The sequence below is a fragment of the Mesorhizobium sp. M0408 genome (assembly GCF_040321495.1).
In the GTDB taxonomy this organism is placed as follows: domain Bacteria; phylum Pseudomonadota; class Alphaproteobacteria; order Rhizobiales; family Rhizobiaceae; genus Mesorhizobium.
The window spans coordinates 126,616-153,582 of the sequence record NZ_JAMYRO010000015.1 but is presented as its reverse complement, the minus strand read 5'-3'; the positions used below and the strand labels follow the sequence as shown (position 1 = coordinate 153,582).

The following is a 26,967-nucleotide window of genomic DNA, read 5'->3' as shown; positions in this document are numbered from 1 at the left end:
CGTAAAGGTCGGCAACAAGCTCGGGAGAAAGAAGATGGTTGTAAGCGCCAACAGGCTTGAACTGCTGCAGATCGCCGATGCGGTCGCGCGTGAAAAGTCGATCGACAAGTCGATCGTCATCGCCGCCATGGCCGATGCGATCCAGAAGGCCGCGCGCTCGCGCTACGGCCAGGAAACCAATATCCGCGCCGACATCAATGCCAACACCGGCGAGATGAAGCTGCAGCGGCTGATGGAAGTGGTCGAGAAGGTCGATGACTACGCGACGCAGATTGCCATTTCCTCGGCGCGCGAGCGCAATCCGGACGCCCAGCTCGGCGATTTCATTGCCGAACAGCTACCGCCGATGGATTTTGGCCGCATCGCCGCCCAGTCCGCCAAGCAGGTCATCGTGCAGAAGGTGCGCGAGGCCGAGCGCGACCGGCAATATGACGAATACAAGGACCGTATCGGCGAGATCGTCAACGGTACCGTCAAGCGCGTCGAATACGGCAACGTCATCGTCGATCTCGGCCGCGGCGAGGCGATCATCCGCCGCGACGAGCTGATTCCGCGCGAAAACTACAAATATGGCGATCGCGTCCGCGCCTATGTCTATGACGTGCGCCGCGAACAGCGCGGCCCGCAGATCTTCCTGTCGCGCACCCATCCGCAGTTCATGGCGAAGCTGTTCACCATGGAAGTGCCGGAAATCTACGACGGCATCATCGAGATCAAGTCGGTCGCCCGCGATCCGGGTTCGCGCGCCAAGATCGCTGTCATCTCGCGCGACAGCTCCATCGATCCGGTCGGCGCCTGCGTCGGCATGCGCGGCAGCCGCGTCCAGGCGGTCGTCGGTGAATTGCAGGGCGAGAAGATCGACATCATTCCGTGGTCGCCTTCGGCCGCGTCCTTCATTGTCAATGCGTTGCAGCCGGCGGAAGTCGCCAAGGTCGTGCTCGACGAGGATGCCGAGCGCATCGAGGTCGTCGTTCCCGACGATCAGCTGTCGCTGGCCATCGGCCGCCGCGGCCAGAACGTCCGTCTTGCCTCGCAGCTCACCGGCTGGGATATCGACATCCTGACCGAGCAGGAAGAGAGCGAACGCCGCCAGAAGGAATTCGTCGAACGGTCGTCGCTGTTCATGGAAGCCCTCGACGTCGACGAGATGGTCGGCCAGGTGCTCGCTTCCGAAGGCTTCACCAGCGTCGAGGAGGTCGCGTATGTCGACTCCGGCGAAATCGCGTCGATCGACGGCTTCGACGAGGACACGGCTTCGGAAATCCAGACCCGCGCCCGCGAATATCTGGAGAAGATCGAAGCCGAGCATGACGAGAAGCGCAAGGCGCTCGGCGTCAAGGACGAGCTGCGCGAGATTCCCGGCATCACCACCGCCATGATGGTGACGCTCGGCGAGGACGGCGTGAAGACGATCGAGGATTTCGCCGGCTACGCCGCCGACGACCTGACCGGTTGGAAGGAACGCAAGGACGGCGAGACGAAGGTATTCCCGGGTGTGCTCGCCAACCACGGCGTATCACGCGCCGATGCCGAGCAGATGGTCCTGGCCGCTCGCCTGAAGGCTGGCTGGATCACCGAAGACGAGCTTGCCGCCGAGGGCGTGCCGGCTGACGAAACCGTCGGTGCGTGAGGTGAAACCGCATCGCACCGAACCCGCCCTTCGACGAGATGAACGATCGCACCTGCATCGTCACCCGCAGGCAAGCCGAACCGGATGAACTGATCCGTTTCGTCGTCGGCCCGGATTCGGCCGTCGTTCCGGACATCAAGAGAAACCTGCCCGGCCGCGGTTGCTGGGTGACGGCCGACCGCCTACATATAGAAAAGGCAGCGGCCAAAAACCTGTTTGCCCGTGCTTTTAAGGCGCAGGTGAGCGTGCCGGCCGATCTTGGCGGCATGGTCGACGCGCTGCTTTCCAGGTCCGCTCTGGGCATGCTTGGCCTGGCCCGCAAGGCGGGCGCCATAGCGCTCGGAGCGACCAAGGTCGAGAGCGCCGTGCGCGGCGGACTTGCACTTTTCGTGCTCCACGCGATCGAGGCTTCCGACGATGGCGTCCGCAAGATAAGCCAGGCGCGGCGGGCAACCGTCCACCTCGGCGGGCCTGCGATCCGCGCTTACAAACTTTTCTCCGAGGCCGAGTTGAGCTTGGCATTGGGGGGTACAAATGTGATACATGCTGCCGTTCTCGCGGGAGACGCGGGCAGGGCGGTCCAGAAGCGCATGGTTGCGCTCGACCGATATCGGGGCGGTTCCCCGGACGATCTGGCAATGCTTGCGGCCGTTGCTGACGAAGATGATGCCGCAGAGGATATGGAATGAGCGATACGAAATCGGGCGACGACAAGACGCTGAGTGTTACGCCGAAGAAGACCTTGACGCTGAAGCGCCCCGGTATGGAACAGGGCACGGTGCGCCAGAACTTCTCGCACGGCCGCACCAAGTCGGTGGTCGTCGAGACCAAGAAGCGCAAGTTCTCGCTGCCCGGCGACAAGCCGGAGCCGGCGGCAGTGCCTGTGTCCGTCTTCACGCCGAAGCCGGTCGCGGCAGCGCCTGCCGTGCAGGAAGCTCCCAAGGCGCCTCCCCCTCCGCCGCCGGTCGAACGCGGCGGCATGGTGCTGAACGAGTTGTCGCGCCAGGAAATGGAAGCACGCCGCCGGGCTCTCGAGGGCTCGAAGGTCCGCGATGTCGAGGATCGCCAGCGCGCCATCGAGGAAGCCAAGCGCCGCAGCGAGGACGAAGAGCGCCGCCGCCGCGAGCGCGAGGAATCGGCTCGCCGTCAGGCCGAGGAAGAGGCACGGCTGCAAGCCGAGGCCGAATCCCGCCGCCGTGCCGAGGAAGAGGCGCGCCGCCGTGCGCCGCTCGCCGCCGAACTGGCAACAGTCGATGACGAGGAAGAGGTCAAACCGAAGCGGACCGGTGCCGGCGCACCAGTGCGCCGTCTGGTCACGCCGGAAGTGGCGCGTCCGGCCAAACCGACCAAGGGCGAGGAAGACCGCCGCCGCGGCAAGCTGACGCTGAATTCGGCGCTTTCCGACGAGGATGCGCGCGCCCGCTCGCTCTCGTCGATGCGCCGCCGTCAGGAGAAATTCAAGCGCGCGTTGCATAACGAGCCACGCGAGAAAGTCATGCGTGAAGTGATCCTGCCCGAAACCATCACCATCCAGGAGCTGGCGCAGCGCATGTCCGAGCGCGCTGTCGACGTGGTCAAGTTCTTCATGAAGCAGGGCCAGATCCTGAAGCCTGGTGACGTCATCGACGCCGACACGGCCGAACTCGTCGCCACCGAATTTGGCCACACGGTCCGCCGCGTCGCCGAGTCCGACATCGAAGAGGGCTTGTTCAACATCGCCGATCGTCCCGAGGACCTGCAGCCGCGTCCGCCGGTGGTAACGATCATGGGCCATGTCGATCACGGCAAGACCTCGTTGCTCGATGCCATCCGCAATGCCAACGTCGTCTCCGGCGAGGCCGGCGGCATTACCCAGCATATCGGCGCCTATCAGGTCGAGAAGAACGGTCACAAGGTTACCTTCATCGACACGCCCGGCCACGCCGCCTTCACGGCGATGCGTGCCCGCGGTGCCCAGGCGACCGATATCGCCATCCTCGTGGTGGCAGCTGACGACAGCGTCATGCCGCAGACGATCGAATCGATCAATCACGCCAAGGCGGCCGGCGTTCCGATCATTGTGGCGATCAACAAGATCGACAAGCATGACGCCGACCCGCAGAAGGTGCGTTCGGAACTGCTGCGCCACGAGGTGTTCGTCGAATCCATGGGCGGTGAGGTGCTGGATGTCGAGGTGTCGGCGACCAAGGGCATCAATCTCGACAAGTTGCTCGAAGCGATCCTGCTGCAGGCCGAAATCCTCGACCTGAAGGCCAATCCGGACCGCACCGCCGAAGGCGTGGCCATCGAAGCCCAGCTCGACAAGGGCCGCGGCCCAGTCGCTACCGTGCTGGTGCAGACCGGCACGTTGATGCCGGGCGACATTCTCGTCGCCGGCAACGAATGGGGCCGGGTACGCGCGCTCGTCAATGATCGCGGCGAGCAGGTCAAGGAAGCGCCGCCGGCAATGCCGGTGGAGGTGCTCGGCCTGCAAGGCACGCCGCAGGCCGGCGACCGCTTCGCCGTGGTCAACAACGAGGCCCGCGCCCGCGAGATCACCGAATACCGCCAGCGTCTGGCACGCGAGAAGGCGGTTGCCAGGCATGCCGGCCAGCGCGGTTCGCTGGAGCAGATGATGTCGCAGTTGCAGACCAGCGGACTGAAAGAATTCCCGCTGGTTATCAAGGGCGACGTGCAGGGTTCGATCGAGGCGATCAACGCGGCGCTGGACAATCTCGGCACCGACGAGGTGCGTGCGCGCATCGTCCATGCGGGAGCCGGCGGTATCACCGAAAGCGACGTGTCGCTGGCGGAGACCTCGGGGGCCGCGATCATCGGCTTCAACGTTCGCGCCAATGTGCAGGCGCGTGCGGCAGCGGCCGCGGCAGGCATCGAGATCCGCTACTACTCCATCATCTACAATCTCGTGGATGACGTGAAGGCGGCGCTCTCCGGCCTGCTCTCGCCGGAGCGTCGCGAGACCTTCATCGGCAATGCCGAGATCCTCGAGATCTTCGACATCACCAAGGTCGGCAAGATCGCCGGCTGCCGTGTCACCGAAGGCAAGGTCGAGCGTGGTGCGGGCGTGCGCCTGATCCGCGACAACGTCGTCATCCACGAAGGCACGCTGAAGACCCTGAAGCGCTTCAAGGACGAGGTTTCGGAAGTTCCGGGCGGCCAGGAATGCGGCATGGCCTTCCAGAACTACGAGGACATGCGCGTCGGTGACGTCATCGAGTGCTTCCGCGTCGAGATGGTGACCAGGACGCTCTGAGCTCGAACGTTCGAGTTCGGGCATCCATCGAGACCGGGCGGTGGTCGAAAGACCGCCGCCCAAACCATATGAGACATGTGGTGCGGTCCTATCCCGCGCCCCACGATTTCAGGATAGAGAAAAATGCCCCGTTCAATCACATCAGGCCCATCCCAGCGCATGCTTCGCGTAGGCGAGCAGGTGCGCCATGCTCTGTCGGAAACCTTGCAGCGCGGCGAGATCCTCGATCCGCTGATCGAGAACACGGTGGTTTCGGTCTCGGAAGTGCGCATGTCGCCCGATCTCAAGATCGCCACCGCCTTCGTTTCGCCGCTCGGCGCCAAGGATGCCGGGGCGGTGATCGAGGCGCTCAACAAGCATGCGAAGTTCGTGCGCGGCCGCGTCTCCGGCGCGCTGCGCCAGATGAAGTACATGCCGGAATTCCGCTTCCGGCTCGACACCAGCTACGACAATTTCCAGAAGATAAACGAGTTGCTGCACTCGCCCGAAGTGGCGCGCGATCTCAGCGCCGACGACAAAGACAAAGACGACCGGAAGGACAGCGAATAGTGGCGCGTCGCGGCAAGAAGAAGGGCCGGCCGATCTCGGGCTGGCTGGTACTGGACAAGCCGGTCGGCATGGGCTCGACTGAAGCCGTCTCCAAGATCAAATGGCTGTTCCAGGCGGAAAAGGCCGGCCATGCCGGCACGCTCGACCCGCTGGCGTCCGGCATGCTGCCGATCGCGCTCGGCGAAGCGACCAAGACCGTGCCATACGTCCAGGACGGCGCCAAGGTCTACCGCTTCACGGTTGCCTGGGGCGAGGAGCGTTCGACCGACGACCTCGAAGGCCCGGCGACCAAAAGCTCGGACCGCCGTCCGGCGGAAGCCGACGTACGGGCGCTGCTTTCGAAATATACCGGCGTCATCATGCAGACGCCGCCGCAATTTTCGGCGATCAAGATCGCCGGCGAGCGCGCCTACGACCTTGCCCGCGATGGCGAGACGATCGACATTCCGGCACGCGAGGTCGAGATCGGCCGGCTCGATCTGGTCGAGCACATGGCCGATCGCACCATCTTCGAGGTCGAATGCGGCAAGGGCACCTATGTCCGCTCGCTGGCGCGCGACATGGGCCGCGACCTTGGCTGCTTTGGTCACATCGCCGAGCTGCGGCGGGTCGAGGTCGAGCCGTTCACGCAGGAAGATTTCGTTACGCTGGCCGAGCTGGAAGCCGCCCGCTTCGGCGAGCAGGGCGAGCCGCAAGCAGCAGACGCCCCGATCGACTTCGGTGCCATCGATGCACTTCTGGTCGACACCGCCGCGGCGCTCGAATGCCTGCCGCAGGTCGCGATCAGCGATGATGCGGCAACCAAAATCCGCCTCGGCAATCCGGTCATCATTCGCGGCCGTGACGCGCCGGTAGAAGCGGAGGAGGCCTGCGCCACCGCGCGCGGCAAGCTGGTCGCCATCGGCGCCATCGAGCAAGGCATGTTCAAGCCAAAGCGGGTCTTTATCGGGTAACAGCTGTCTCTCGGCGCATGATCTCCAACCGGATTCTATTTTGGGAAAGGATCATGCGCTAAATCAACAGGGCGACGGCGTCGTTTGCCGTCCGAAGGGATGCGCGGCACCGACGCTGCATTCGAGGGGGCACATGGCAAAGGCTGAGACGGGCAGGAAGCGGGCGGTGCTCAACACACGGCGGCCGCCCGTCGGGGCTTCGCCCGGCACGCTGATCGCCGACCCGGCGGCACGCCGTTCCGAGCTTAGGCTGACATTGATCTCGCCCGAAAAGTTCAAGACCATCGACAATGCCAGCATCGACGACGTCAACACCCATTGCCACAATTGGCCGGTTATCTGGCTCGATTGCACAGGCCTCGCCAACATCCAGCTGATCGAGGAGATCGGCCGGATCTTCAACCTGCATCCGTTGGCGCTGGAAGATGTCGTCAACACCGGCCAGCGGCCGAAGGTGGATTTCTTCGAGGACCATGCCTTTGTCGTCGTCAGGATGATCGACGATGTCACCGCGCATCGCTACGAACAGATCGCCGTCTTCTTCGGCAGGAACTTCGTCGTCACCTTCCAGGAACGCGAAGGCGACCCGTTCGATCCCGTGCGCAAGCGGATCGCAAGCTCGGTGCCCAACCGCTTGCGCTCGCGCGGCGCCGACTATCTCGCCTATGCTTTGATCGACGCCATCGTTGACAGCTATTTCCCGCCGATCGAGGCTGCCGGCGAATTGGTCGACAGCATTGAGGACCAGATGCTGAACCAGGCGCACAAGCATCAGATGCGGCAGCTTCACGAATTGCGGCGCGATGCCAATGTGCTGAAGGGCGTGCTTTGGCCGATGCGCGACGCGCTGGCGACCATGATCCGCAACGACGTCTCTTATGTGAAGGCCGAAACCAAGATATTTCTGAACGACACGCTCGATCATTCGCTGCGATTGATCGAACTGGTCGAAACCCAGCGCGACATGCTGACCGGCCTGATCGAGATGCACTTGTCGCTCAGCCAGGCGCGCACCAACGACGTCATCAGCTATCTGACGATCGTCTCGGTGATCTTCATGCCGCTTACCTTTCTCGTCGGCGTATGGGGCATGAATTTCGACCCCGACACCTCGCCCTGGAACATGCCGGAGCTGAAAGCCTATTACGGCTATCCCCTGTCGCTCGTCTTCATGGCGCTTGTTGCGGTCGGGCTCTTTGCGTACTTCAAATGGAAGAAATGGCTCTGACTAGGCGGAAGTGCCCGTTTATGCAGCAAAAAGCCGGCTTGTGAATTAGGCTGGCCTTTTTGTCGGAATTGCACTATATGCGCCGCAGCCTCGCGCTTTGACGCGTTGCTTGCACCGGCCCCTGCTGGACGACATCCCGGCTGAGGGCGTCCCGTTTCCTCAAACAGACAAGGAAAAACACGATGTCGATTACTGCCGAACGCAAGAAGGAATTGATGGGCGAATTCGCTACCGCCAAGGGCGATACCGGGTCTCCGGAAGTCCAGGTGGCCATCCTTTCGGAGCGCATCAAGAACCTGACCGACCATTTCAAGGACCACAAGAAGGATAACCATTCCCGCCGTGGTCTGCTCGCTCTCGTTTCCCAGCGCCGCAGCCTGCTTGATTATCTCAAGCGCAAGGACGACGCGCGCTATCAGACGCTGATCGAGAAGCTCGGTCTGCGCCGTTGACGAATTGACCGGCGGGTTCTTTCGAGAGCCCGCCGGTCGCGCATTGGAGCATCGGGTCATCCAAGGCTCCATGAAGGAAGTAGAGCGCCGCGCATCGGTTTGGATGCGCAAAGGACGCTCTGAAGTTTAGATTTGCGCAGGATATTTTCCGAAAACCTGGTTTTCGGGTTCACGCGCAAGGCCACTCGGATCGATTGGCCAACCCGGTTTCGAAACAGCAGAGGGCCGCTCGAAACCGCCCATGGACGGTCATGGGGCAGGATTGCAGGACGCTCGTGCGGCACCGCGCCGAATAAACCGAGCCTCCCGTTGTCTTGCCCGTGGCTGCCCGAGAAAGGAAGCCAAGGGAAAGGGGCATCCGCGCACGCTGAAACGGCGCGGCCCTTTCCGCATATGAAGGACAAGACATGTTCAATTACCACAAAGTGGAAATCGAATGGGGCGGCCGTCCGCTCATTCTCGAAACCGGCAAGATCGCGCGTCAGGCTGATGGCGCGGTGCTGGCCACCTACGGCGAAACCAAGGTTCTCGCCACCGTCGTCTCGATGAAAGAGCCGAAGCCCGGCCTCGACTTCTTTCCGCTGACGGTCAACTACCAGGAAAAGACTTACGCCGCCGGCAAGATCCCGGGTGGCTATTTCAAGCGGGAAGGCCGTCCGAGCGAGAAGGAAACGCTGGTTTCCCGCCTGATCGACCGCCCGATCCGCCCGCTCTTCGCCGAAGGCTACAAGAACGACACCCAGATCGTCGTCACCGTCGTCCAGCACGATCTCGAAAATGACCCGGACATCCTGTCGATCGTCGCCACCTCCGCCGCCCTGACCTTGTCCGGCGTGCCGTTCATGGGCCCGGTTGGCGGCGCCCGAGTCGGCTACATCAACGGCGAATATGTGCTCAACCCGCATGTCGACGAGATGCAGGAATCGAAGCTCGACCTGGTCGTCGCCGGCACCGCCGACGCCGTGCTGATGGTCGAGTCCGAAGCCAAGGAACTCGGCGAGGACCTTATGCTCGGCGCCGTCATGTTCGGCCACAGGGGCTTCCAGCCGGTGATCGACGCGATCATCAAGCTGGCTGAAGTCGCGGCAAAGGACCCGCGCGACTTCAACGCGCCAGACTATTCCGCACTTGAAGCCGAGATGCTCAAGATCGTCGAAGGCGAGCTTCGCGACGCCTACAAGATCACCGACAAGCAGAAGCGCTATGCCGCCGTCGACGCCGTCAAGGCGAAGGTCAAGGCCGCGTTCGCACCGGCAGAAGGCGAAGAGGCCAAATACACGTCCGAACAGATCGGCACCGTGTTCAAGGAGCTCCAGGCCAAGGTCGTGCGCTGGAACATCCTCGACACCGGCTCGCGCATCGACGGCCGCGACCTGAAGACGGTCCGCAAGATCGTCTCGGAAGTCGGCGTCCTGCCGCGCACGCACGGCTCGGCGCTGTTCACTCGCGGCGAGACCCAGGCGCTGGTCGTCGCCACGCTCGGCACCGGCGAGGACGAGCAGTATGTCGATTCGTTGACCGGCATGTACAAGGAGAAGTTCCTCCTGCACTACAACTTCCCTCCCTATTCGGTCGGTGAAACCGGCCGCATGGGTTCGCCGGGCCGCCGCGAAATCGGCCATGGCAAGCTCGCCTGGCGCGCCATCCGGCCGATGCTTCCGACCGCCGACCAGTTCCCCTATACGTTGCGCGTCGTTTCGGAGATCACCGAGTCCAATGGCTCGTCGTCGATGGCTACCGTCTGCGGCACCTCGCTGGCTCTGATGGACGCGGGCGTGCCGCTTGCCAAGCCGGTCGCCGGCATTGCGATGGGCCTGATCAAGGAAGGCGAGCGCTTCGCCGTGCTCTCCGACATCCTTGGCGACGAGGACCACCTCGGCGACATGGACTTCAAGGTTGCGGGCACCGCCTACGGCATCACCTCGCTGCAGATGGACATCAAGATCGAGGGCATCACCGAGGAGATCATGAAGATCGCCCTCGACCAGGCCAAGGATGGCCGTCAGTACATTCTCGGCGAAATGGCCCACGCGCTGTCCGGCGCACGTGCCGAGCTCGGCGAGTTCGCGCCGCGCATCGAGGTCATGCACATCCCGACCGACAAGATCCGCGACGTGATCGGCTCGGGCGGCAAGGTCATCCGCGAGATCGTCGAAAAGACCGGCGCCAAGATCAACATCGAGGACGACGGCACCGTCAAGATCGCCTCGGCCAATGCCAAGGAGATCGAGGCGGCGAAGAAGTGGATACACACCATCGTCGCCGAGCCGGAAGTCGGTGAAATCTACGAAGGCACGGTCGTCAAGACCGCCGACTTCGGCGCTTTCGTCAATTTCTTCGGTCCGCGTGACGGCCTCGTCCACATCTCGCAACTCGCCAATGACCGCGTCGCCAAGACCTCCGATGTGGTCAAGGAAGGCGACAAGGTCTGGGTCAAGCTGATGGGCTTCGACGAGCGCGGCAAGGTCCGCCTGTCGATGAAGGTCGTCGACCAGGCCACCGGCAAGGAAATCGTGCGCGACAAGAAGAGCGAAGGCGAAGAAAACGCCGCCTAAGCTGATCTAACTATGCAATCGAAGCGGGCGCGCCGGAAGGTCGCGCCCGTTTGCGTTTCAACAACAGCCTTGCAGTTCAAGAGTGGTGAATGTCCGCCGAGCCGCTGAAAACGCTTTTCCATCCGTTCGAGGCCGGTGCTGTTTCCCTGCCACGAAAGGATGAACGGATACTCTTTCTCGGTGCCGAGCCCGGCTTTCGCTTGCCGGAAGGGTTTGATGCCAAGCTTCATCTTGTCCAAGGCTTCAGGCCGCACTTTCGCGCCTTGCAGGCGTCCGGCTTCGCGGTCACACCGCAGGTCGAAGGCGAGGCTTTCGACGCGGCATTTGTGCTCGCTGGCCGCCATCGCGGCCAAAACGAGTTGCGCGTTGCCGAAGCGGTCGAACGCGCAGCACCAGGCGGGTTGATCGTTGTCGCCGGCAGCAAGGACGATGGAATCGCCAGCCTGCGCAAGCATGTCGGCGCCCTTGTGCCGCTCGAAGACCACCTGCCGAAGCATCACGGCATTGCCTTCTGGTTTCGCCGGCCGGCCGATACCGTTGCCGCGGCAACGCTTCGCGCCGCCAATCCGGACTTGGTGGTCGAGGACCGCTTCGGCACGGCCCCAGGCATGTTTTCCTTCGACAAGATCGATGCCGGATCGAAGCTGCTGGTCGAAAATCTGCCCAACGATCTGCGTGGCAGCGTTGCGGATTTCTGTGCCGGTTGGGGCTATGTCGCCGCCGAAGTCGCCGCCCGCTCACCCGGCATATCGGCGCTTGACCTTTACGAAGCGGATTTCGAGGCGCTGGAGGCGGCCAAGGCCAATGTCGGCAACACAGGCGTGGGGCCACGTTTCTTCTGGATAGATCTTTTGAGCGAACCGGTCGAGCGCCGCTACGACGTGGTCGTCATGAACCCGCCCTTTCACCGCAGCCGGGCGACTGAGCCGGAAATCGGTGCCGGCATGATCCGCGCGGCAGGCAAGGCGCTGAAGCCCGGCGGCCGGCTGTTCATGGTGGCAAACCGTCAGCTTCCCTACGAACCGGTGCTGGCGGCCGCCTTCTCCAGCCATGCGGAGCTCGCCCGCGACGGCATGTTCAAGGTCTTATCGGCGCGACGCTGAAATCCTGCGGGGCAAGCCGGCGATACGTCGCTCGCGCTATTCCCGCCCGCCGTCGGTCTGCTTCAATTCGTCAAGCGTCGGCATGGAAACGATGTGATAGCCGGAATCGACATAGTGGATTTCGCCGGTGACGCCGGATGACAGGTCGGACAGCAAATAGAGCGCGGAGCCGCCGACTTCGTCGATCGTCACTGTACGACGTAGCGGCGAGTTGCGCTGCTGGTAGGAGAACATGTGGCGTGCGTCGGAAATCCCGGCGCCCGCAAGCGTCCGTACCGGTCCCGCCGATATGCCGTTCACCCTGATGCCGCGCGGGCCGTAGTCGTTGGCGAGATAGCGGACGCTGGCCTCCAGCCCCGCCTTGGCGACACCCATAACGTTGTAGTTCGGCATGACACGGACCGAACCAGCATAGGTCAGCGTGATCATCGAACCGCTATCCTTCATCAATGTGGCGGCGTGACGGGCGATCTCGGTGAAGGAGTAGCAGGAGATCACCATTGTGCGGATGAAGTTGTCGCGGCTCGTGTCGGCGTAGAGGCCTTTCAGCTCGTTCTTGTCGGAAAAGCCGATGGCATGGACGACGAAATCCAGCCCGCCCCACGCCTTCCCCAAAGTCTCGAAAGTCGCGGCGACCGACACGCTGTCCTCGACGTCGCAAGGCACCACCAGGGATGCGCCCAATTTCTCGGCGAGCGGCTTGACCCGGCGCCCGAAGGCCTCGCCCTGATAGGTGAAGGCGAGGTCCGCGCCATGTTCGGACAGTTTGCGGGCGATACCCCAGGCGATCGAATGATCGTTGGCAACACCCATGACAAGCCCGCGCTTGCCCTTCATCAATCCGTCCATGGTCGGCAAATCCTTATGCGGAATAGCGCTGGAAAATCAGCGTTGCGTTGGTGCCACCGAAACCGAACGAATTGGACAAAACGGTGTCGATCCTTGCATCGTCGATGCGCTTGCGCACGATCGGCATGCCCTCGAATTCCGGATCGAGGTTCTCAATGTGGGCGCTCTCGCCGATGAAGCCGCCTTGCATCATCAGGATCGAGTAGATCGATTCCTGCACGCCGGCGGCGCCCAGAGAATGGCCGGTTAGCGATTTGGTCGACGTGATGAAAGGCATCTTCTCGCCGAACACCTCGCGGATGGCGCCCATTTCCTTGGAGTCGCCGACCGGCGTCGAGGTGCCGTGCGTATTGATGTAGTCGACCGGCGAGGACACCGTTGCGAGCGCCTGCTTCATGCAGCGCGCCGCGCCTTCGCCCGACGGCGCCACCATGTCGTAGCCGTCCGATGTCGCGCCATAGCCGACGATCTCGGCATAGATCTTGGCGCCGCGTGCCTTGGCATGCTCGAGCTCTTCAAGAATCAGCACGCCGGCGCCGCCGGCAATGACGAAACCGTCGCGATCGACGTCGTAGGCGCGTGAGGCGACCGATGCCCTGTCGTTGAACTTGGACGACATGGCGCCCATGGCATCGAAGAGATCCGACATCGTCCAGTCGAGATCCTCATGGCCGCCGGCGAAGACGATGTCCTGCTTGCCCCACTGGATCAGCTCGTAGCCATTGCCGATGCAATGCGCAGACGTCGAGCAGGCCGATGAGATCGAATAGTTGACGCCGTGGATCTTGAACCAGGTGGCAAGCGTCGCCGACGCGGTCGACGACATCGCTTTTGGCACCGCGAACGGCCCGATCCGCTTGGGGCTGCCGTTTTTGATCGTGGTCTCGGCCGCCTCGACGATTGCACGGGTCGACGGTCCGCCGGAGCCCATCACGATACCGGTGCGCTCGTTGGTGATGTCGGCCTCGTCGAGGCCGGCGTCTGCGATCGCCTGGTCCATTGCGACATGGTTCCAGGCAGCACCCTGCGACAGGAACCGCATGGCGCGACGGTCGATCATGCCCGATGGGTCCAGCGTCGGCGCACCCCACACCCGGCAACGGAAGCCATGCTCGGCGAAAGAGTCGGAGAAGCTGATGCCGGATCTGGCATCGTGCAGCGAGGTCTGCACCTCGTTGGCATTGTTGCCTATCGACGACACGATGCCGAGACCTGTGACTACGACCCGTCTCATTCGCAACTCCTTCCAGCGCGGACCCCGAACCTGAAATCAATTTCCGGAATGGAACCATGCGCAAAATTAAAGTGCTACAGCGTTCATCAGACGTCAAAGACGTCGTACTGTAGGGTCTTCGTTTCAGACGGCGGCCGATTGCTTGGACAGACCGACCTTCAGATCCGTTGCCGCGTATATGGGCTCGCCATCTGCCTTCAGCCAGCCATCGGCGATGCCAAGCACAAGCCGACCGCGCATCACTCGCTTGAAGTCGACGCCATACTCCACCTTCTTGACCGAAGGCGTGACCATGCCTTTGAACCTCACCTCACCGGTCGACAGCGCCATCCCCTTGCCGGGTTCACCGAGCCATCCGAGATAGAACCCCGTCAACTGCCACATGGCGTCCAGGCCTAGGCATCCTGGCATGATCGGATTACCGATGAAATGGCAGGCGAAAAACCACAAATCCGGCTTGATATCGAATTCCGCGCGGATGAAACCCTTGTCGAACGCACCGCCGGTCTCGCTGATCTCGGTGATGCGGTCGAACATCAGCATCGGCGGATAGGGCAGCTGCGCATTTCCCGGTCCGAACAGCTCGCCGCGGGCGCAGGCAAGCAATTCCTCGTAACCGTAGCTGGATTTCGAACCCGCCATCAATCTCGTCCCCGTGATCGTCCCGGGCGATAGGCGCCCTTGTCGGTGGTTTCCTAACACAATCTGTTTCAGGCCGGAAACCGGCGCTTGCGCTTAACCTGCCCGTCTGCCCGGGTCAATGCGCGCTATTGATCGCATTCGGTCGACAGAATATATGTCAGGACACGTCCAGTTTCGGCAGATGCTCAATTTCTGCCATTTTGGACCTGTCTGAGGCGGAACTGTGAGCGCGACGGATAGATGGATCTGGGTTGCCGGAAGGATAATGTCGCTGTGGACAAGCGGGTTCGCGAGGCCGGTCTGAGGCCGACACGCCAGCGCATCGCGCTGGCCGATCTGCTTTTCGCCAAGGGCGACCGCCATCTTTCGGCCGAGGAACTGCACGAGGAGGCGCTTGCCGCCGGCGTGCCGGTGTCTCTGGCCACCGTCTACAATGCTCTGCACCAGTTTACCCAGGCCGGTCTTCTGCGCATCCTTGCCGTCGAGGGATCGAAGACTTATTTCGACACCAACACCTCCGATCACCATCATTTCTATATCGAGGGCGAAAACAGGATCTTCGATATCGACAGCGGCCCGGTGACGGTTTCCAACCTGCCGGAACCGCCGGAGGGCATGGAGATCGCCAATGTCGATATCGTGGTGAGACTGCGTCCGAAACGCTGCGACTGACCGGCGCCTTATGAAATTCCTGGATTTGACGCTCCGGCTCGAATGGGTCGCCGTCGCGGTGGCGGCTCTTGTCTTCTATGCAATCGCCGGTGTTTCCTGGTGGCTGTTTGCCGTGCTCATTCTGGCGCCCGACCTGTCGATGCTGGGTTACATGGCCGGGCCGCGCGTCGGCGCCGTCGCCTACAACGCCTTGCACATACTGATCTTGCCCGTTCTGCTGGCGCTTGTCGGCAGCGTCTTTGACAATGCAATGGCGATAGCTGTCGCGCTGATCTGGATCGCCCACATCGCCATCGACCGCGCTCTGGGCTATGGTTTGAAGCTGTCGAGCAGTTTCCAGGATACCCATCTCGGCCGCATCGGCCGCTAAACCATCCCCGAACCGAAGATCAGCGAAACAAATGCCGATCCGGTGCTTGCAGCGCTGGCCTGACCTCCGGTTCGGAAAGGTCAGTTCTTGACCTTTTCGCCGGGATAGGCACCCCAGACGAGCGACTGTGCGAGCCAGCCGGTATGGCCGTCGAAGGTCATTTCGCACCATTGGCCATCGCAGGACTTGATCGTGCCCATTACCCCCGGTTCGAGGATCGCGATGACGCCTGCATCTTTTGCCGGGTCGTCAAGGAGGTTGACGCGAGCGTCCTTGCCGCGCTGCCAGGGGGCGACGATCGCCGTGCGACGGCCCGAAAGCAGCGACTGATTGATCCAGCCTTCCGAGCCGTCGGCATCACGCACACGGCGCCACGTATCGAACTCCTGGATGATCTCCATCGGCAGGCCTGGCTTCATATACATCCAGTCGACGGAATAATTGACGCCCGGCCCAACGCGCGAGTTGACGCGGCCGGATTTCAGGCTGACGAAGCGCGGCAGCGGCAAGCCGCTTGGTCCGAGCGTGACGCTCTGGGCGGGTGCGGCGGCACTTTGCGCCATCACCAGTGGGCTATGGATGAGAGCGCCGAGGAATGCTGCACTGAGGGTCAGGCGGAGCGACGCGAAACCAGACACTTTCGTTCCTTTCGGCGCCCACCCATCGGCCTTCGCGCCCATTTTTCTTTGTCTTCGGCGGAACCGCTTGTTACATGGATGACCGGTACCGCGATCGGCTCTCAGTTTCGCCGTTCTTGGTTAAAGAGGTCTCAACGAGATCGAGTTCGAGGAAACAATGGCAGGCAAAAAGAAGCCCCTCGTCGTCATCACGCGCAAGTTGCCCGACCTAGTCGAGACCCGCATGCGCGAGTTGTTCGACGCCCGCTTGAATGTGGAGGACAGGCCGATGACGCAGCCGGAACTGGTGGCGGCGGTCAAGGAGGCCGACGTGCTGGTGCCGACTGTGACCGACAATATCGACGCGGCGCTGATTGCCCAGGCCGGCGACAACCTCAAGCTGATCGCCAACTTCGGCAATGGCGTCGACAAGATCGACGTTGCGGCAGCGGCCAAGAAAGGCATCACCGTCACCAACACGCCGAACGTGTTGACCGAAGATACGGCCGACATGACCATGGCGCTGATGCTGGCCGTACCGCGGCGGCTGGCCGAAGGCGCCAACGTGCTGACCGGCGATAAGAAATGGGCGGGCTGGTCGCCGACCTGGATGCTCGGCCGTCGCATCTGGGGCAAACGGCTCGGCATTGTCGGCATGGGTCGCATCGGCACTGCCGTCGCCAGGCGCGCCAAGGCCTTTGGCCTCTCGATCCACTACCACAACCGCCACCGCGTGCTGCCGGCAATCGAGGAGGAGTTGGAAGCCACGTATTGGGAAAGCCTCGACCAGATGCTTGCCCGTATGGACATTATCTCGGTCAATTGCCCATCGACACCGGCAACTTTCCATCTGCTTTCGGCACGGCGGCTGGCGCTTCTGCAACCGTCCGCTTACATAGTCAACACCGCGCGCGGAGATATCATCGATGAGGAATCGCTGATCAAGCTCATCCATGACGGCAAGATCGCCGGCGCCGGCCTCGACGTCTACGAGCACGAGCCGGCGCTGAACAGCAAGCTGCTGAAGCTTGCCCACAAAGGCAAGGTCGTGCTGTTGCCGCATATGGGTTCGGCGACGCTCGAAGGCCGTATCGACATGGGCGAGAAGGTGATCATCAATATCCGCGCCTTCTTCGATGGTCATCGCCCGCCCGACCGCGTGCTGCCGTTGAGGGCGTGACCTGCCGTCACGCCGACACGGTCTTGCCGCGGCAACCGCGCGTTCGTCGTTGGATAGCGTTGGCTTACGAAAACGCCTTGCGCATGGTGATTGAGGTCGGCCGCTCGTAGCCCTTGTGCGCTGTCCGTTCGGTTTCACGAAAACCGAGGCGGGCAAAGGCTGCGTGATTTCCGGTCAGCTCGATCCGGGTCTGGAGCTCGATGGCGGTCCTGTTGTGGCTGCGGGCAAGATCTTCGACGGCCTGCATCAGCTGTTTTCCAATGCCTTGTCCCTGAAGAACCGGCTCGACCGCGAGCTTTCCAACATAGAGCTCGTCTGCGCGCTTCAGGATGAAGACGCAACCGACGATCTCGTTTTCCTTCAGCGCCAGGAATGCTGTCTCCTCCAGCGCTCTAGCCCTGAGATTTTCAACGGTGAGCCGATGCGCCGAGGACGGCGGGTCAATAACCCCGTCCATAAAGGCGAAGGCCCGCATGACCAGCGCCAGCACCTCGTCCCAACGGTCGAAATCGGCCGCAAGCTGCACGGTGGAAACGTCGGCAGGCAGGCTCACGGGCTGGTTCGCTTGTAGCGGATCGTGTCGAAGCGTGCCGCCAGCGCATCGTAGAGCAGCAGTCGTCCGACCAGCGGCTCGCCAATCCCGGTGATCAGCTTGATCGCTTCCATGGCTTGCAGCGTGCCGATGACCCCGGTCAGCGCGCCGACAATGCCGGCCACCGCGCAGGATGGCACCAGTCCCGGCGGCGGCGCCTCGGGAAAGAGATCGCGGTAGCTTGGGTTCAACTTGCCGTCCGGGCCGGTTTCGAATGGCTTCAGTACGGTGACCGAGCCGTCGAAGCGGCCAACGGCGGCATGCACGAGCGGCCGGCTTTCCGCGGCGCAGGCGTCGGCCACCGCGTAGCGTGTCTCGAAATTGTCGGAGCCGTCAACGACGATGTCATAACGGGCAATGAGGGTAGGGGCGTTGTCCACGGTCAGCCTGAAATTGTGCTCTTCCACGACGACGTTTGGATTGATGCGGATGATCGCCGCTCTGGCGCTGTCGGTTTTCGCCACCCCGACATCGCCCGTGGCGTGGATCACTTGTCGTTGCAGGTTGGAAAGCGAAACGATGTCGTCGTCGACGATACCGAGAGTGCCAATCCCTGCGGCGGCGAGATATTCGAGCACCGGCGCTCCCAATCCGCCGGCGCCAATGACGAGCACCCGCGCCCGCTTCAGCCGCTGCTGGCCGGCGCCGCCGATCTCGGGCAGCACGATGTGGCGGGCGTAGCGTTCGAGCTCTTCATCGGTGAGGGCGGCTGTGATCATCGCCGGACCATATAACGGAGGAAAAAGCTTGTCAGGCGTCAATGCATGCAGCTCAGAAATGCGCCATGGACGAAATTCAAATGGTCGGCCCGACCTTGCCGTGATCGACGGTCAGGAATTGCGCGCGTCCCTTGAGGCTGTCAAACAACGCGGCATCGGTCCCGGTCATGAAGGCCTGGCAGTTTAGTTCCTCCAGGATCGAGAACAAGGCCGCCCGTCGACCGCCGTCGAGATGGGCGGCGATCTCGTCGAGCAGCAGGATCGGTGTCATGCCCGACATCTCGCCGGTTAGCCGCGCATGCGACAAGACAATGCCGACCAGCAGCGCCTTCTGCTCGCCGGTCGAACAGAGCTCGGCCGGCATCGCCTTGGGCCGGTGGCGCACCACGAGGTCGGAACGGTGCGGGCCGTCGAGCGTGCGTCCGGCGGTGCGGTCGCGGTCGCGCCCCTGGGCAAGCGCACGACGGAACCGTTCCTCTACGTCGACGGCCGGCAAAATACCGAGTTCGCCTTCCAGTTCGCCAGAGATGCCGATGTCGGCTTGCGGAAACGGTCCGTCGCCGGGCAGCCGGTCGATCATGGCGGCGAGCAGGCGCACCAGTTCGGCACGCGCCGCGGCAATCGCCACGCCGGTCTCGGCCATTTGCATCTCGATCGCATCGAACCAGGCACCGTCGCGTGAACCGTCGGCGAGCAGTCTGTTGCGGCCGCGCATTGCCTTTTCGTAGTCAAGCGCGCGCTGGCCGTGGCCAGGATCGATCGCCAGCACCAGCCGGTCTAGGAAGCGCCGGCGGTCGGCAGCCGGCCCGGGGAACAGGCCGTCCATCGCCGGTGTCAGCCAGACCACGCGCAGCCATTCCAGCATGTCTTCGGCTGAGCGTGCCGTCGCGCCGTTGATCCGCACCCGCCGGCCGGCTTCGCCGTCGCTGCCCGATATTCCGGTACCGATCTCGACCTGGCCTTCCGGCCCGTCAAGCCGGGCATGCAGCGCAAAGCCACCGTCGCCGCCTTCGCGCGCCACCTCGGAATAGGGTGCGCGGCGCAGGCCGCGGCCCGGCGTGAGCAGCGAGATCGCTTCAAGCAGATTGGTCTTGCCGGCGCCATTGTCGCCGGAGAAAACCACAGCGCCGGGATCAAGGTCGATTGCCAACGCCGCATAGTTGCGGAAATTCGTAAGTGTGAGCTTACTTATGTACGTCTGCTGCGGTTTTGCAGATCTGGTCACGACAGCAAGATGGCCCCGTTCGGGCCCTACACCCGCATCGGCATCAGCACGTAGAGCGCGGTCTCGTCGGCCATGTCGTGGATCAGCGTCGGGGAACCGGCATCCGCCAGCATGAACTTCGCCTCCGTGCCGGTCAGTTGCGCGGCAACGTCGAGCAGGTATTTGGCGTTGAAGCCGATTTCGATCGGATCGGAGGAATAGTCGGCCGCCAGTTCCTCGGTGGCACTGCCCGAATCCGGGTTGTTGACCGCAAGCGTGACCTGCCCTTCGGCGATCGAAAGCTTCACCGCCCGGCCGCGTTCGGACGAAATGGTCGAAACGCGATCGACGGCAGCGGCGAAACTCTGGCGATCGATAATCAGCTTCTTGTCGTTGCCGGTCGGAATGACGCGCTGGTAGTCCGGGAAAGTGCCGTCGATCAGCTTGGAGGTCAAGATAACGCTGCCGATGGTGAAACGGATCTTGGTGTCGGACAACTCGGTGGTGACTGCAACATCGGGATCGTCGACCAGCTTTTGCAGCTCGCTGACCGTCTTTCGCGGGATTATGACGCCAGGCATGCCCTCAGAGCCTGCCGGCGCATCGATCTCGGCGCGCGCCAGCCGGTGGCCGTCGGTCGCGACAGAGCGCAGCTTCAGCTTGCCGCCGGCCTCGTGCGTGTGCAGATAAATGCCGTTCAGATAATAGCGCGTCTCCTCGGTCGAGATGGCGAACTGGGTCTTTTCGATGAGGCCCTTTAGTCCGACGGAATCGAGCCGGAAAATATGCGAGAACGACCCGGCTGAAAGCTCGGGAAAGTCGGACTGCGGCAGGCATTGCAGGCGGAAGCTCGAGCGCCCCGACGTCACCGTCATGGCGTTGCCGTCTTCGTCGGTCTTCAGCGCCACCTCCGCGCCGTCGGCAAGCTTGCGCACGATGTCATAGAGCAGATGTGCCGGGACCGTCGTCGCCCCGCCACGTTCGACCTTTGCCGGCGTTGCTTCGGTCACCTCCAGGTCGAGGTCGGTCGCCTTCATTTCAAGGCTGGCCCCCTCGGCGCTGAGCAGCACGTTCGACAGGATCGGAATGGTATTGCGCCGCTCGACCACGCGGTGAACATGGTTGAGCGACTTCAGGAGATTTGACCGTTCCAGGATAACACGCATGACGAAACAGGCTCGCTTGAATGAATGAACGGGTCTCCGGCAAGCGGCGCCCCGCGAAAGGTCTGAACAGGCTCAGAATCTGCGTAAACTGACAGGAAAAACCCGGCAAACGCAAGCCCGCGCCACCGGTTCGGACCGGCTGCACGGGCTTTCTGGGGATAAAAAGGCCGGAGTCCGCGAGCCGGCGTTTTTCGGGCCGTCAGGCCTGGTCGTTGATCAGCCTTCTCAGCAATTCGAGTTCCTGCGCCAGTGTGTTGTCGGCACCGGAAAGATCCTCGATCTTGCGCACCGCATGCAGCACGGTCGTATGGTCACGACCGCCGAACCGCCGCCCGATCTCCGGCAGCGAGCGCGGCGTCATCACCTTCGACAGATACATGGCGACCTGCCGTGGCTTGACGATGGTGCGTGTGCGCCGGTTGGACAGAAGTTCGGTCTTCGACACGTTGTAGTGGCGCGCGACGATGCGTTGGATGTCCTCGATACGCACCCGCTTGGGTTCGCCCGAACGATAGATGTGGCCAAGGATCTCGTCGATGCGGTCGATGGTGATCTGCGGTTCGAAGGATTGGCGAAACAAAAGCTGGTTGAAGGCACCTTCGAGCTCGCGTCCGCTGCCGGTCACCGTGCGGGCGACGTGGTTGAGGATCTCTTCGGAAATATCGAGCGACGCATCGTCGAGCTTGGCGGTGGCAAGCCTGAGCTTGAGCATACCGATACGCATGGCGAAATCCGGGGCTGACATTTCCAGCGCGACGCCGCCGTTGAGGCGCGAGCGGACGCGTGGCTCCAGCGACTCCAATTCCGACGGCGGCCGGTCGGCAGCGACCACCACTTGCTTGGCGCTGTCGAGCAGCATGTTGATCAAATGGCAGAATTCGTGCTGGATCGACTTGCCCTGCAGGAACTGCATGTCGTCGATGATGAGGAGGTCGATGTCGCGCAGCTGTTCTTTCAGCGTCAGTGCGTTGTTGTCGCGGATCGCGGTGGCGAACCGCCACATGAAATACTCAGCCGTCAGATAGACGACCCGCGATTTCGGATTCTGCTTCAGCGATTCTGCGGCGATCGCCTGCAACAGGTGCGTTTTGCCCAGCCCGACCGTCGCGTGAAGAAAGAGCGGATTGAAACGCACCGCGCTCGACTGCGATTCCGCGACCGCCTTGGCGGCGGCAAAAGCCACTCGGTTCGATGGTCCTTCGATGAAGGAGGTGAAAGTATAGCGTGGATCGAGTGGCGAACCGAGAACATTGTGCCGGAACTCGGTTTCTGCCGGCATCCCCGGGCGGGGTACCGGGACCCGTTCGACCCTACTGGGGCTCGCCGTGCCCGCAGAGAGCGCGGTTTGCGTCTGCCTGGTCATCTTGCGCGCCGGGGCCACTTCTGGCTCGACGCTGTTGCGGCCCTGCCGTGTGGCGGTGCGAACCACGATCTCGATCTTGAGGATCTCCGGATCCTCGTGCTTCCACAACTCGGTGATGAGATCGAGATAGTGGCCGTTGATCCATGAACGCAGGAATGCGGTTGGCACTGAGATGCGGACAATGCCCTTAGAGGATTCAGCGACCTTCATGCGCCCGAACCAGCTCGAATAGACCTCGGTTCCCAGACGCGCCTTCAACTGGGCCTTGACCCGATCGAACTTCTGTTCAGCTTCATTGGAAGCCGCCATGTCGTTCCTTCCGATTAACGTTCCAGGAAATGGGAGGTCGCCTGTAAGCTCCCTTTCGATGCCGCCGCTCTGCATGATCGAGTTCCTTGTCTCTTGTACCTGTTTTCCGCCGGGGATGCGCCTCCTGCATCCATGTTTCCGGCGACCGTGTCTTCGCTGCGACACCATCGCCGCCGCCGGCTGATGAATCGCCTCGTTGTCGGTCCGGCGCCGAAGAGCCGATCCGCTTTGGTCATGTCAGGGCAACAAAATGCCGTCCGGCGAAAAACCGCCGGCGCACCGTCGACCTGCCATGTACAATTACGCCAGTCCCCTACCGTATCGAAAAGACAAACCAACCCCGTCCGCGGAGTTGAATCCGCGGTGTAAACTCTGCCAATTTGAGCTGGCCGGTTTCAGGCTGGTCAAGGGCCAAGGGCCCGTCCCTTCGATGGACAGACATTACCGAAATCGCTGTGGATAGGGCAAGGCCACCCCTAACGGATTTTTAAGGAATCTGACTAGCAAGGGACGTTTCGAACGCCATGCTGCAACAGTTGATTTTGACAAAGCCATTGTGATTCAAACCCTTTTCCGGCGAATATGAAAAAGGCCACACAACGCGAAATTTTCTGAAATAATTCACTTGACAGCCAATTGTCGCCTATCGGCCGCAGCTGATGTGAACAAGCTGTGGATCACCATCGGTAAGCTTCTGAAAAGAAAAGGTAATCTGTGACGCTCGGAAATTTTCGCATTGGCGGTTTCGAAGGCTGCGAATATCAGCAGGCATGTATATGCCGGCAAAGCATTTCGAACTTTGAAATGCCCGCGGAGCGCCATTTTGCGGGCTTTCTTTTAAGTACTTGCCGGCAAACGAAAAAAACCCGGCGCGATTGGCCGGGTTTGAAGAAGCGCAGTTCAGGAAAAGGTATATTAGGCCGACAGCACCTTGACCCGTTGGGCCAGCCGCGACACCTTGCGCGATGCCGTGTTCTTGTGCACCACGCCCTTGGTCGCGGCGCGCATCAATTCCGGCTCGGCCACCTTGAAGGCAGCCTGTGCGGCCGCCTTGTCGCCAGCTGCGAGCGCCTCTTCGACCTGGCGGATGTAGGTCCGGACGCGGGAGCGGCGGTTCTTGTTGATCGCTGCGCGACGGGCGATCTTGCGCGTTGCCTTTTTGGCCGAGGAGGTATTGGCCATGGTGCCTCTCTTCTGATCTGGTGGGCGCTTGCGGGATACCGCAGGGCGCAAAAAACAAACGGGCAGCCACAGGGCCGCCTCGATTGGTGCGGCTTATAGTTCAGCTTTTCCGGCGCGTCAACGCTGCAGCGCTTTCTTTTTGACCGGCGCCTTCGTCATCTCATCGGTTCGTGAAATTCGGCTTCCGCTTGCCGGTGAAGGCCGCCATGCCTTCCTTCTGGTCATCCAGCGCAAACAGCGAATGAAACAGCCGGCGCTCGAACCGCAGACCCTCGGTGAGCGTCGTCTCATAGGCGCGGTTGACGGCCTCCTTTGCCATCATCACCGACGGCAAGGAAAAACCAGCGATCTTGGACGCTGCCTTAAGCGCTTCCTCGATCAACTCGCCGGCTGGCACCACGCGCGAGACAAGGCCGGAACGCTCGGCCTCGGCTGCGTCCATCATTCGACCCGTCAGGCACATATCCATCGCCTTCGACTTGCCGACAAAGCGGGTCAGGCGCTGCGATCCGCCCATGCCGGGCATGACGCCCAGCGTGATCTCGGGTTGGCCAAATTTGGCGGTGTCGGCGGCGATGATGAAGTCGCACATCATCGCCAGTTCGCAGCCGCCCCCCAGCGCATAGCCCGCCACCGCCGCGATGATCGGCTTTCGTGCCCGCGTAAATTCTTCCCAGCCGACGAAGAAATCCTGCAGATAGGCATCCACATAGGAGATGGACTGCATTTCCTTGATATCGGCACCTGCCGCGAAAGCCTTTTCCGAACCAGTGATGACCATGGCGCCGATGTCGGCATTGGCGCCCATGCTATTCACCGACGCGACCAGTTCCGCCAGCACTTGTGAATTCAGCGCGTTGAGCGCCTGCGGCCGGTTCAGCGTAATCAGCCCGACCTTGCCGCGGGTTTCGACGATGATGGTTTCATAGCCCATGCTTTGCTCCTCCTCGCTTCTGGTTCAAGCCTGACAGGCCCGGCAGTGGAAAGTCGAACGACCGCTTTGCACGATACGCTCGATGTGGCCGCCACAACCAGGCTTGGAGCAGGCTTCCCCCTCGCGATCGTAAACCGCGAAGGAATGCTGGAAGTAGCCCAGCGATCCATCGGTCTGCATATAATCGCGCAACGACGAGCCGCCGGCGGCGATCGCATCGGCGACGACCGAGCGGATTGCTTCGGCCAGGCGTTCGCTCTGCTCTTTGGCTTTCTTGCCGGCTCTCGCGAGGGTGCCCGCTTCGCGCAGCGGCGACAGGCCGGCCCGCCAAAGCGCTTCCGAGACGTAGATATTGCCTAGCCCGGCAATCAGCCTCTGGTCCAGAAGTGCCGCTTTCAGCGGTGACTTGCGACCTTTCAGCAACGAAGCGAGCAGCGCGCCGTCCAGTGCGTTGCCTGTAGGCTCGACGCCTAATCCCGCCAGCATCGGATGCATGTCGGGCTCGCCTTCCGAAAACAGCATGAACCCGAAGCGGCGCGGGTCGTTGAAGATCACGCGAGAGCGGACGCCGGCAGGGGATGCGATGTCGAAGACGACGTGATCGTGAGCATTGTTTTTCGAACGTTCGTGGTGGAACGCGCCGGGCGTTGCGCTCTCGTCGGCCGTTTCGATGCGAAACGAACCCGACATGCCGAGATGGCAGATCAGAACCGGGCCGTTGTCCATGTGCATTGTCAGATATTTGGCACGGCGGCCGAGCGCCGCAATCGTCTTGCCGGTCAGCCGCTCCGAAAATCTCTCGGGGAACGGAAACCGCAAATCCGGCCGGCGTGCCTCGACACCGACAATGCGGGCACCTTCAAGGGCCGGCTGCAGACCGCGCCTGACTGTCTCTACCTCCGGCAGCTCAGGCATGGCCACCTATCGTGGCATGGAAGGAGGTGCCGTGACGGCCGCGCGCCAGCCCGAGATGTTCGGCCACGGTTTCGCCAATGTCGGCAAATGTTGTCCTCAGTCCGATGTCTGCGCCTTTGAAACCCGGCCGTGTCCCGATAATCGGAATACGCTCGCGCGTGTGGTCGGTGCCGCGCCACGTCGGATCGTTGCCGTGATCGGCGGTCAAAATGAGCAGATCGCCTGGCCTCAGCCGTGCGAATGCCTCGGGCAGGCGCCGGTCGAAAGCTTCGAGTGCGGCGGCATACCCCGCAACGTCGCGCCGATGCCCGAACTCGGTGTCGAAGTCGACAAAGTTCGCGAAGACGAGGTCGCCGTCGCGGGCGTCTTCCATGGCACCAAGCGTTTTGTCGAACATCGCCATGTTGCCGGCAGCCTTGCGGACTTCCGAGATCCCCCGATGGGCGAAAATGTCGCCGATCTTGCCGATCGCGATAACCCGGCTGCCGCGCGCCGTCAGCCGGTCGAGCAGCGTCGGTTCCGGCGGCGGTACGGCATAGTCGCGACGATTATGCGTTCGCTCGAACGTGGCGGCGGTTTCACCGATAAACGGCCGCGCGATGACGCGGCCGATATTCAGCGGATCGACGAGCCTGCGCACCACTTTGCAGAACTCGTAAAGCCGTTCCAGGCCGAAATGAACCTCGTGCGCGGCGATCTGCAGGACGGAGTCGATCGAGGTGTAGCAGATCGGCTTGCCGGTGCGGATATGGTCTTCGCCGAACCGTTCGATAATCTCGGTGCCCGGAGCATGGCAATTGCCGAGGATGCCAGGCACCTTCCCTTCACGCACCATTGCTTCGGTCAACTCGGCCGGAAAGGCGGGAATCTTGTCTGGGAAGTAACCCCAGTCGAAACGGACCGGCAGGCCGGCTATTTCCCAATGGCCCGATGGCGTGTCCTTGCCGCTCGAAACCTCTTGGGCCGCGCCGTGAAAGGCGGCGCTAAGCGGGGCACTGCCATTCTCGAACCTGAAACCCGTCGCCGTTGCCGCGGCCTGGCCGAGGCCGAGCGCGAACATGTTTGGTACAAGAAGGGGTCCGGCACGCAGGCCTTCGCGATCGGCGCGGCCTTCTGCGCAGGCCCGCGCGATGTGTGCGAACGTATTGGAGCCGGTGTCGCCATAACGTTCGGCATCGGCCGCGCCGCCGATGCCGAAGGAGTCGAGGACAAAAAGGAAGGCGCGTGCCATCGAAAGGTTCATCATTGCCTGTGCGTTGGCTCAGACATAGGGTTCCGCGCCGCCATTGGCAATTC

The 26,967-nt window shown here is 62.3% G+C and carries 25 protein-coding genes; 12 read left to right on the top strand and 13 right to left on the bottom strand.

Annotation, left to right across the window (positions count from 1 at the left end; genetic code table 11):
• The first annotated feature begins 34 nt into the window (after positions 1-34).
• The 9 genes from nusA to NKI67_RS19175 all read left to right on the top strand — a co-directional run bounded on the left by nusA (position 35) and on the right by NKI67_RS19175 (position 11,723).
• The gene (nusA, locus tag NKI67_RS19215) at positions 35-1,630 is read left to right on the top strand and encodes a transcription termination factor NusA (protein ID WP_023676901.1); all 1,596 of its coding nucleotides are present in this window, start codon (positions 35-37) and stop codon (positions 1,628-1,630) included.
• 38 nt (positions 1,631-1,668) lie between these two features.
• Complete coding sequence (locus NKI67_RS19210; RefSeq protein ID WP_023676902.1) at positions 1,669-2,319, top strand: RNA-binding protein; 651 nt, start codon at positions 1,669-1,671, stop codon at positions 2,317-2,319.
• Complete coding sequence (gene infB, locus NKI67_RS19205; RefSeq protein WP_352646421.1) at positions 2,316-4,883, top strand: translation initiation factor IF-2; 2,568 nt, start codon at positions 2,316-2,318, stop codon at positions 4,881-4,883. The genes NKI67_RS19210 and infB overlap by 4 nt, the downstream gene beginning before the upstream one ends.
• 123 nt (positions 4,884-5,006) lie before the next feature.
• Positions 5,007-5,432, top strand: coding sequence for a 30S ribosome-binding factor RbfA (rbfA, locus tag NKI67_RS19200; RefSeq protein WP_023676904.1), 426 nt, complete (start codon positions 5,007-5,009; stop codon positions 5,430-5,432).
• Positions 5,432-6,385, top strand: a complete 954-nt coding sequence (gene truB, locus NKI67_RS19195) for a tRNA pseudouridine(55) synthase TruB (RefSeq protein ID WP_023676905.1) — start codon at positions 5,432-5,434, stop codon at positions 6,383-6,385. Before rbfA ends, truB begins: the two co-directional genes overlap by 1 nt.
• 133 nt (positions 6,386-6,518) lie before the next feature.
• Positions 6,519-7,613: a magnesium/cobalt transporter CorA gene (gene corA / locus NKI67_RS19190; RefSeq protein ID WP_023676906.1), complete on the top strand. Its 1,095-nt coding sequence runs from the start codon at positions 6,519-6,521 to the stop codon at positions 7,611-7,613.
• A 140-nt stretch (positions 7,614-7,753) separates the two neighbouring features.
• Entirely contained in the window at positions 7,754-8,065 is a 312-nt protein-coding gene (gene rpsO / locus NKI67_RS19185) for a 30S ribosomal protein S15 (protein ID WP_280940423.1), read from the top strand.
• A 407-nt stretch (positions 8,066-8,472) separates the two neighbouring features.
• Positions 8,473-10,620 (top strand): polyribonucleotide nucleotidyltransferase, encoded by a 2,148-nt coding sequence (gene pnp, locus NKI67_RS19180; RefSeq protein WP_023676908.1) that lies wholly within the window; start codon positions 8,473-8,475, stop codon positions 10,618-10,620.
• An 89-nt stretch (positions 10,621-10,709) separates the two neighbouring features.
• Positions 10,710-11,723, top strand: a complete 1,014-nt coding sequence (locus NKI67_RS19175; protein WP_023676909.1) for a class I SAM-dependent methyltransferase — start codon at positions 10,710-10,712, stop codon at positions 11,721-11,723.
• Between the two features lie 36 nt (positions 11,724-11,759).
• On the opposite strand, the gene fabI is transcribed toward NKI67_RS19175, so the two are convergent.
• The 3 genes from fabI to fabA all read right to left on the bottom strand — a co-directional run bounded on the left by fabI (position 11,760) and on the right by fabA (position 14,448).
• The gene (fabI, locus tag NKI67_RS19170; RefSeq protein WP_023676910.1) at positions 11,760-12,572 is read right to left on the bottom strand and encodes an enoyl-ACP reductase FabI; all 813 of its coding nucleotides are present in this window, start codon (positions 12,570-12,572) and stop codon (positions 11,760-11,762) included.
• A 13-nt stretch (positions 12,573-12,585) separates the two neighbouring features.
• The gene (fabB, locus tag NKI67_RS19165) at positions 12,586-13,806 is read right to left on the bottom strand and encodes a beta-ketoacyl-ACP synthase I (protein ID WP_023676911.1); all 1,221 of its coding nucleotides are present in this window, start codon (positions 13,804-13,806) and stop codon (positions 12,586-12,588) included.
• 123 nt (positions 13,807-13,929) lie between these two features.
• Positions 13,930-14,448, bottom strand: a complete 519-nt coding sequence (fabA, locus tag NKI67_RS19160; protein ID WP_023676912.1) for a 3-hydroxyacyl-[acyl-carrier-protein] dehydratase FabA — start codon at positions 14,446-14,448, stop codon at positions 13,930-13,932.
• Between the two features lie 240 nt (positions 14,449-14,688).
• Between fabA and irrA the strand changes: the two genes are divergently transcribed.
• Complete coding sequence (gene irrA / locus NKI67_RS19155; RefSeq protein ID WP_023676913.1) at positions 14,689-15,120, top strand: iron response transcriptional regulator IrrA; 432 nt, start codon at positions 14,689-14,691, stop codon at positions 15,118-15,120.
• Positions 15,121-15,130: 10 nt separating this feature from the next.
• Positions 15,131-15,490, top strand: a complete 360-nt coding sequence (locus NKI67_RS19150) for a DUF4260 domain-containing protein (RefSeq protein WP_023676914.1) — start codon at positions 15,131-15,133, stop codon at positions 15,488-15,490.
• An 80-nt stretch (positions 15,491-15,570) separates the two neighbouring features.
• On the opposite strand, the gene NKI67_RS19145 is transcribed toward NKI67_RS19150, so the two are convergent.
• A complete protein-coding gene (locus NKI67_RS19145) occupies positions 15,571-16,128 on the bottom strand; it encodes an SH3 domain-containing protein (RefSeq protein ID WP_023676915.1) in 558 nt (185 codons plus the stop codon).
• Between the two features lie 157 nt (positions 16,129-16,285).
• Here NKI67_RS19145 and NKI67_RS19140 point away from each other — a divergent pair, with 157 nt between their 5' ends.
• Positions 16,286-17,287 carry a 2-hydroxyacid dehydrogenase gene (locus tag NKI67_RS19140; RefSeq protein WP_023676916.1) on the top strand — a complete coding sequence of 334 codons (1,002 nt, stop codon included), beginning with the start codon at positions 16,286-16,288 and terminating at the stop codon, positions 17,285-17,287.
• Positions 17,288-17,351: 64 nt separating this feature from the next.
• On the opposite strand, the gene NKI67_RS19135 is transcribed toward NKI67_RS19140, so the two are convergent.
• The 9 genes from NKI67_RS19135 to NKI67_RS19095 all read right to left on the bottom strand — a co-directional run bounded on the left by NKI67_RS19135 (position 17,352) and on the right by NKI67_RS19095 (position 26,902).
• On the bottom strand, positions 17,352-17,840 hold the full coding sequence (locus NKI67_RS19135) for a GNAT family N-acetyltransferase (protein WP_023676917.1): 489 nt from the start codon (positions 17,838-17,840) through the stop codon (positions 17,352-17,354).
• Positions 17,837-18,598 (bottom strand): molybdopterin-synthase adenylyltransferase MoeB, encoded by a 762-nt coding sequence (locus NKI67_RS19130; RefSeq protein WP_031211813.1) that lies wholly within the window; start codon positions 18,596-18,598, stop codon positions 17,837-17,839. Before NKI67_RS19130 ends, NKI67_RS19135 begins: the two co-directional genes overlap by 4 nt.
• Positions 18,599-18,674: 76 nt before the next feature.
• On the bottom strand, positions 18,675-19,823 hold the full coding sequence (gene recF, locus NKI67_RS19125; RefSeq protein WP_023676919.1) for a DNA replication/repair protein RecF: 1,149 nt from the start codon (positions 19,821-19,823) through the stop codon (positions 18,675-18,677).
• 26 nt (positions 19,824-19,849) lie between these two features.
• Complete coding sequence (gene dnaN / locus NKI67_RS19120; protein ID WP_023676920.1) at positions 19,850-20,968, bottom strand: DNA polymerase III subunit beta; 1,119 nt, start codon at positions 20,966-20,968, stop codon at positions 19,850-19,852.
• Positions 20,969-21,167: 199 nt separating this feature from the next.
• Positions 21,168-22,640, bottom strand: a complete 1,473-nt coding sequence (gene dnaA / locus NKI67_RS19115) for a chromosomal replication initiator protein DnaA (protein WP_023676921.1) — start codon at positions 22,638-22,640, stop codon at positions 21,168-21,170.
• Between the two features lie 915 nt (positions 22,641-23,555).
• A complete protein-coding gene (gene rpsT, locus NKI67_RS19110) occupies positions 23,556-23,822 on the bottom strand; it encodes a 30S ribosomal protein S20 (protein WP_023676922.1) in 267 nt (88 codons plus the stop codon).
• Between the two features lie 160 nt (positions 23,823-23,982).
• A complete protein-coding gene (locus NKI67_RS19105; RefSeq protein WP_023676923.1) occupies positions 23,983-24,756 on the bottom strand; it encodes an enoyl-CoA hydratase in 774 nt (257 codons plus the stop codon).
• Between the two features lie 24 nt (positions 24,757-24,780).
• A complete protein-coding gene (mutM, locus tag NKI67_RS19100; RefSeq protein ID WP_023676924.1) occupies positions 24,781-25,671 on the bottom strand; it encodes a bifunctional DNA-formamidopyrimidine glycosylase/DNA-(apurinic or apyrimidinic site) lyase in 891 nt (296 codons plus the stop codon).
• A complete protein-coding gene (locus tag NKI67_RS19095) occupies positions 25,664-26,902 on the bottom strand; it encodes a phosphopentomutase (protein ID WP_023676925.1) in 1,239 nt (412 codons plus the stop codon). The genes mutM and NKI67_RS19095 overlap by 8 nt, the downstream gene beginning before the upstream one ends.
• Positions 26,903-26,967: the final 65 nt, after the last annotated feature.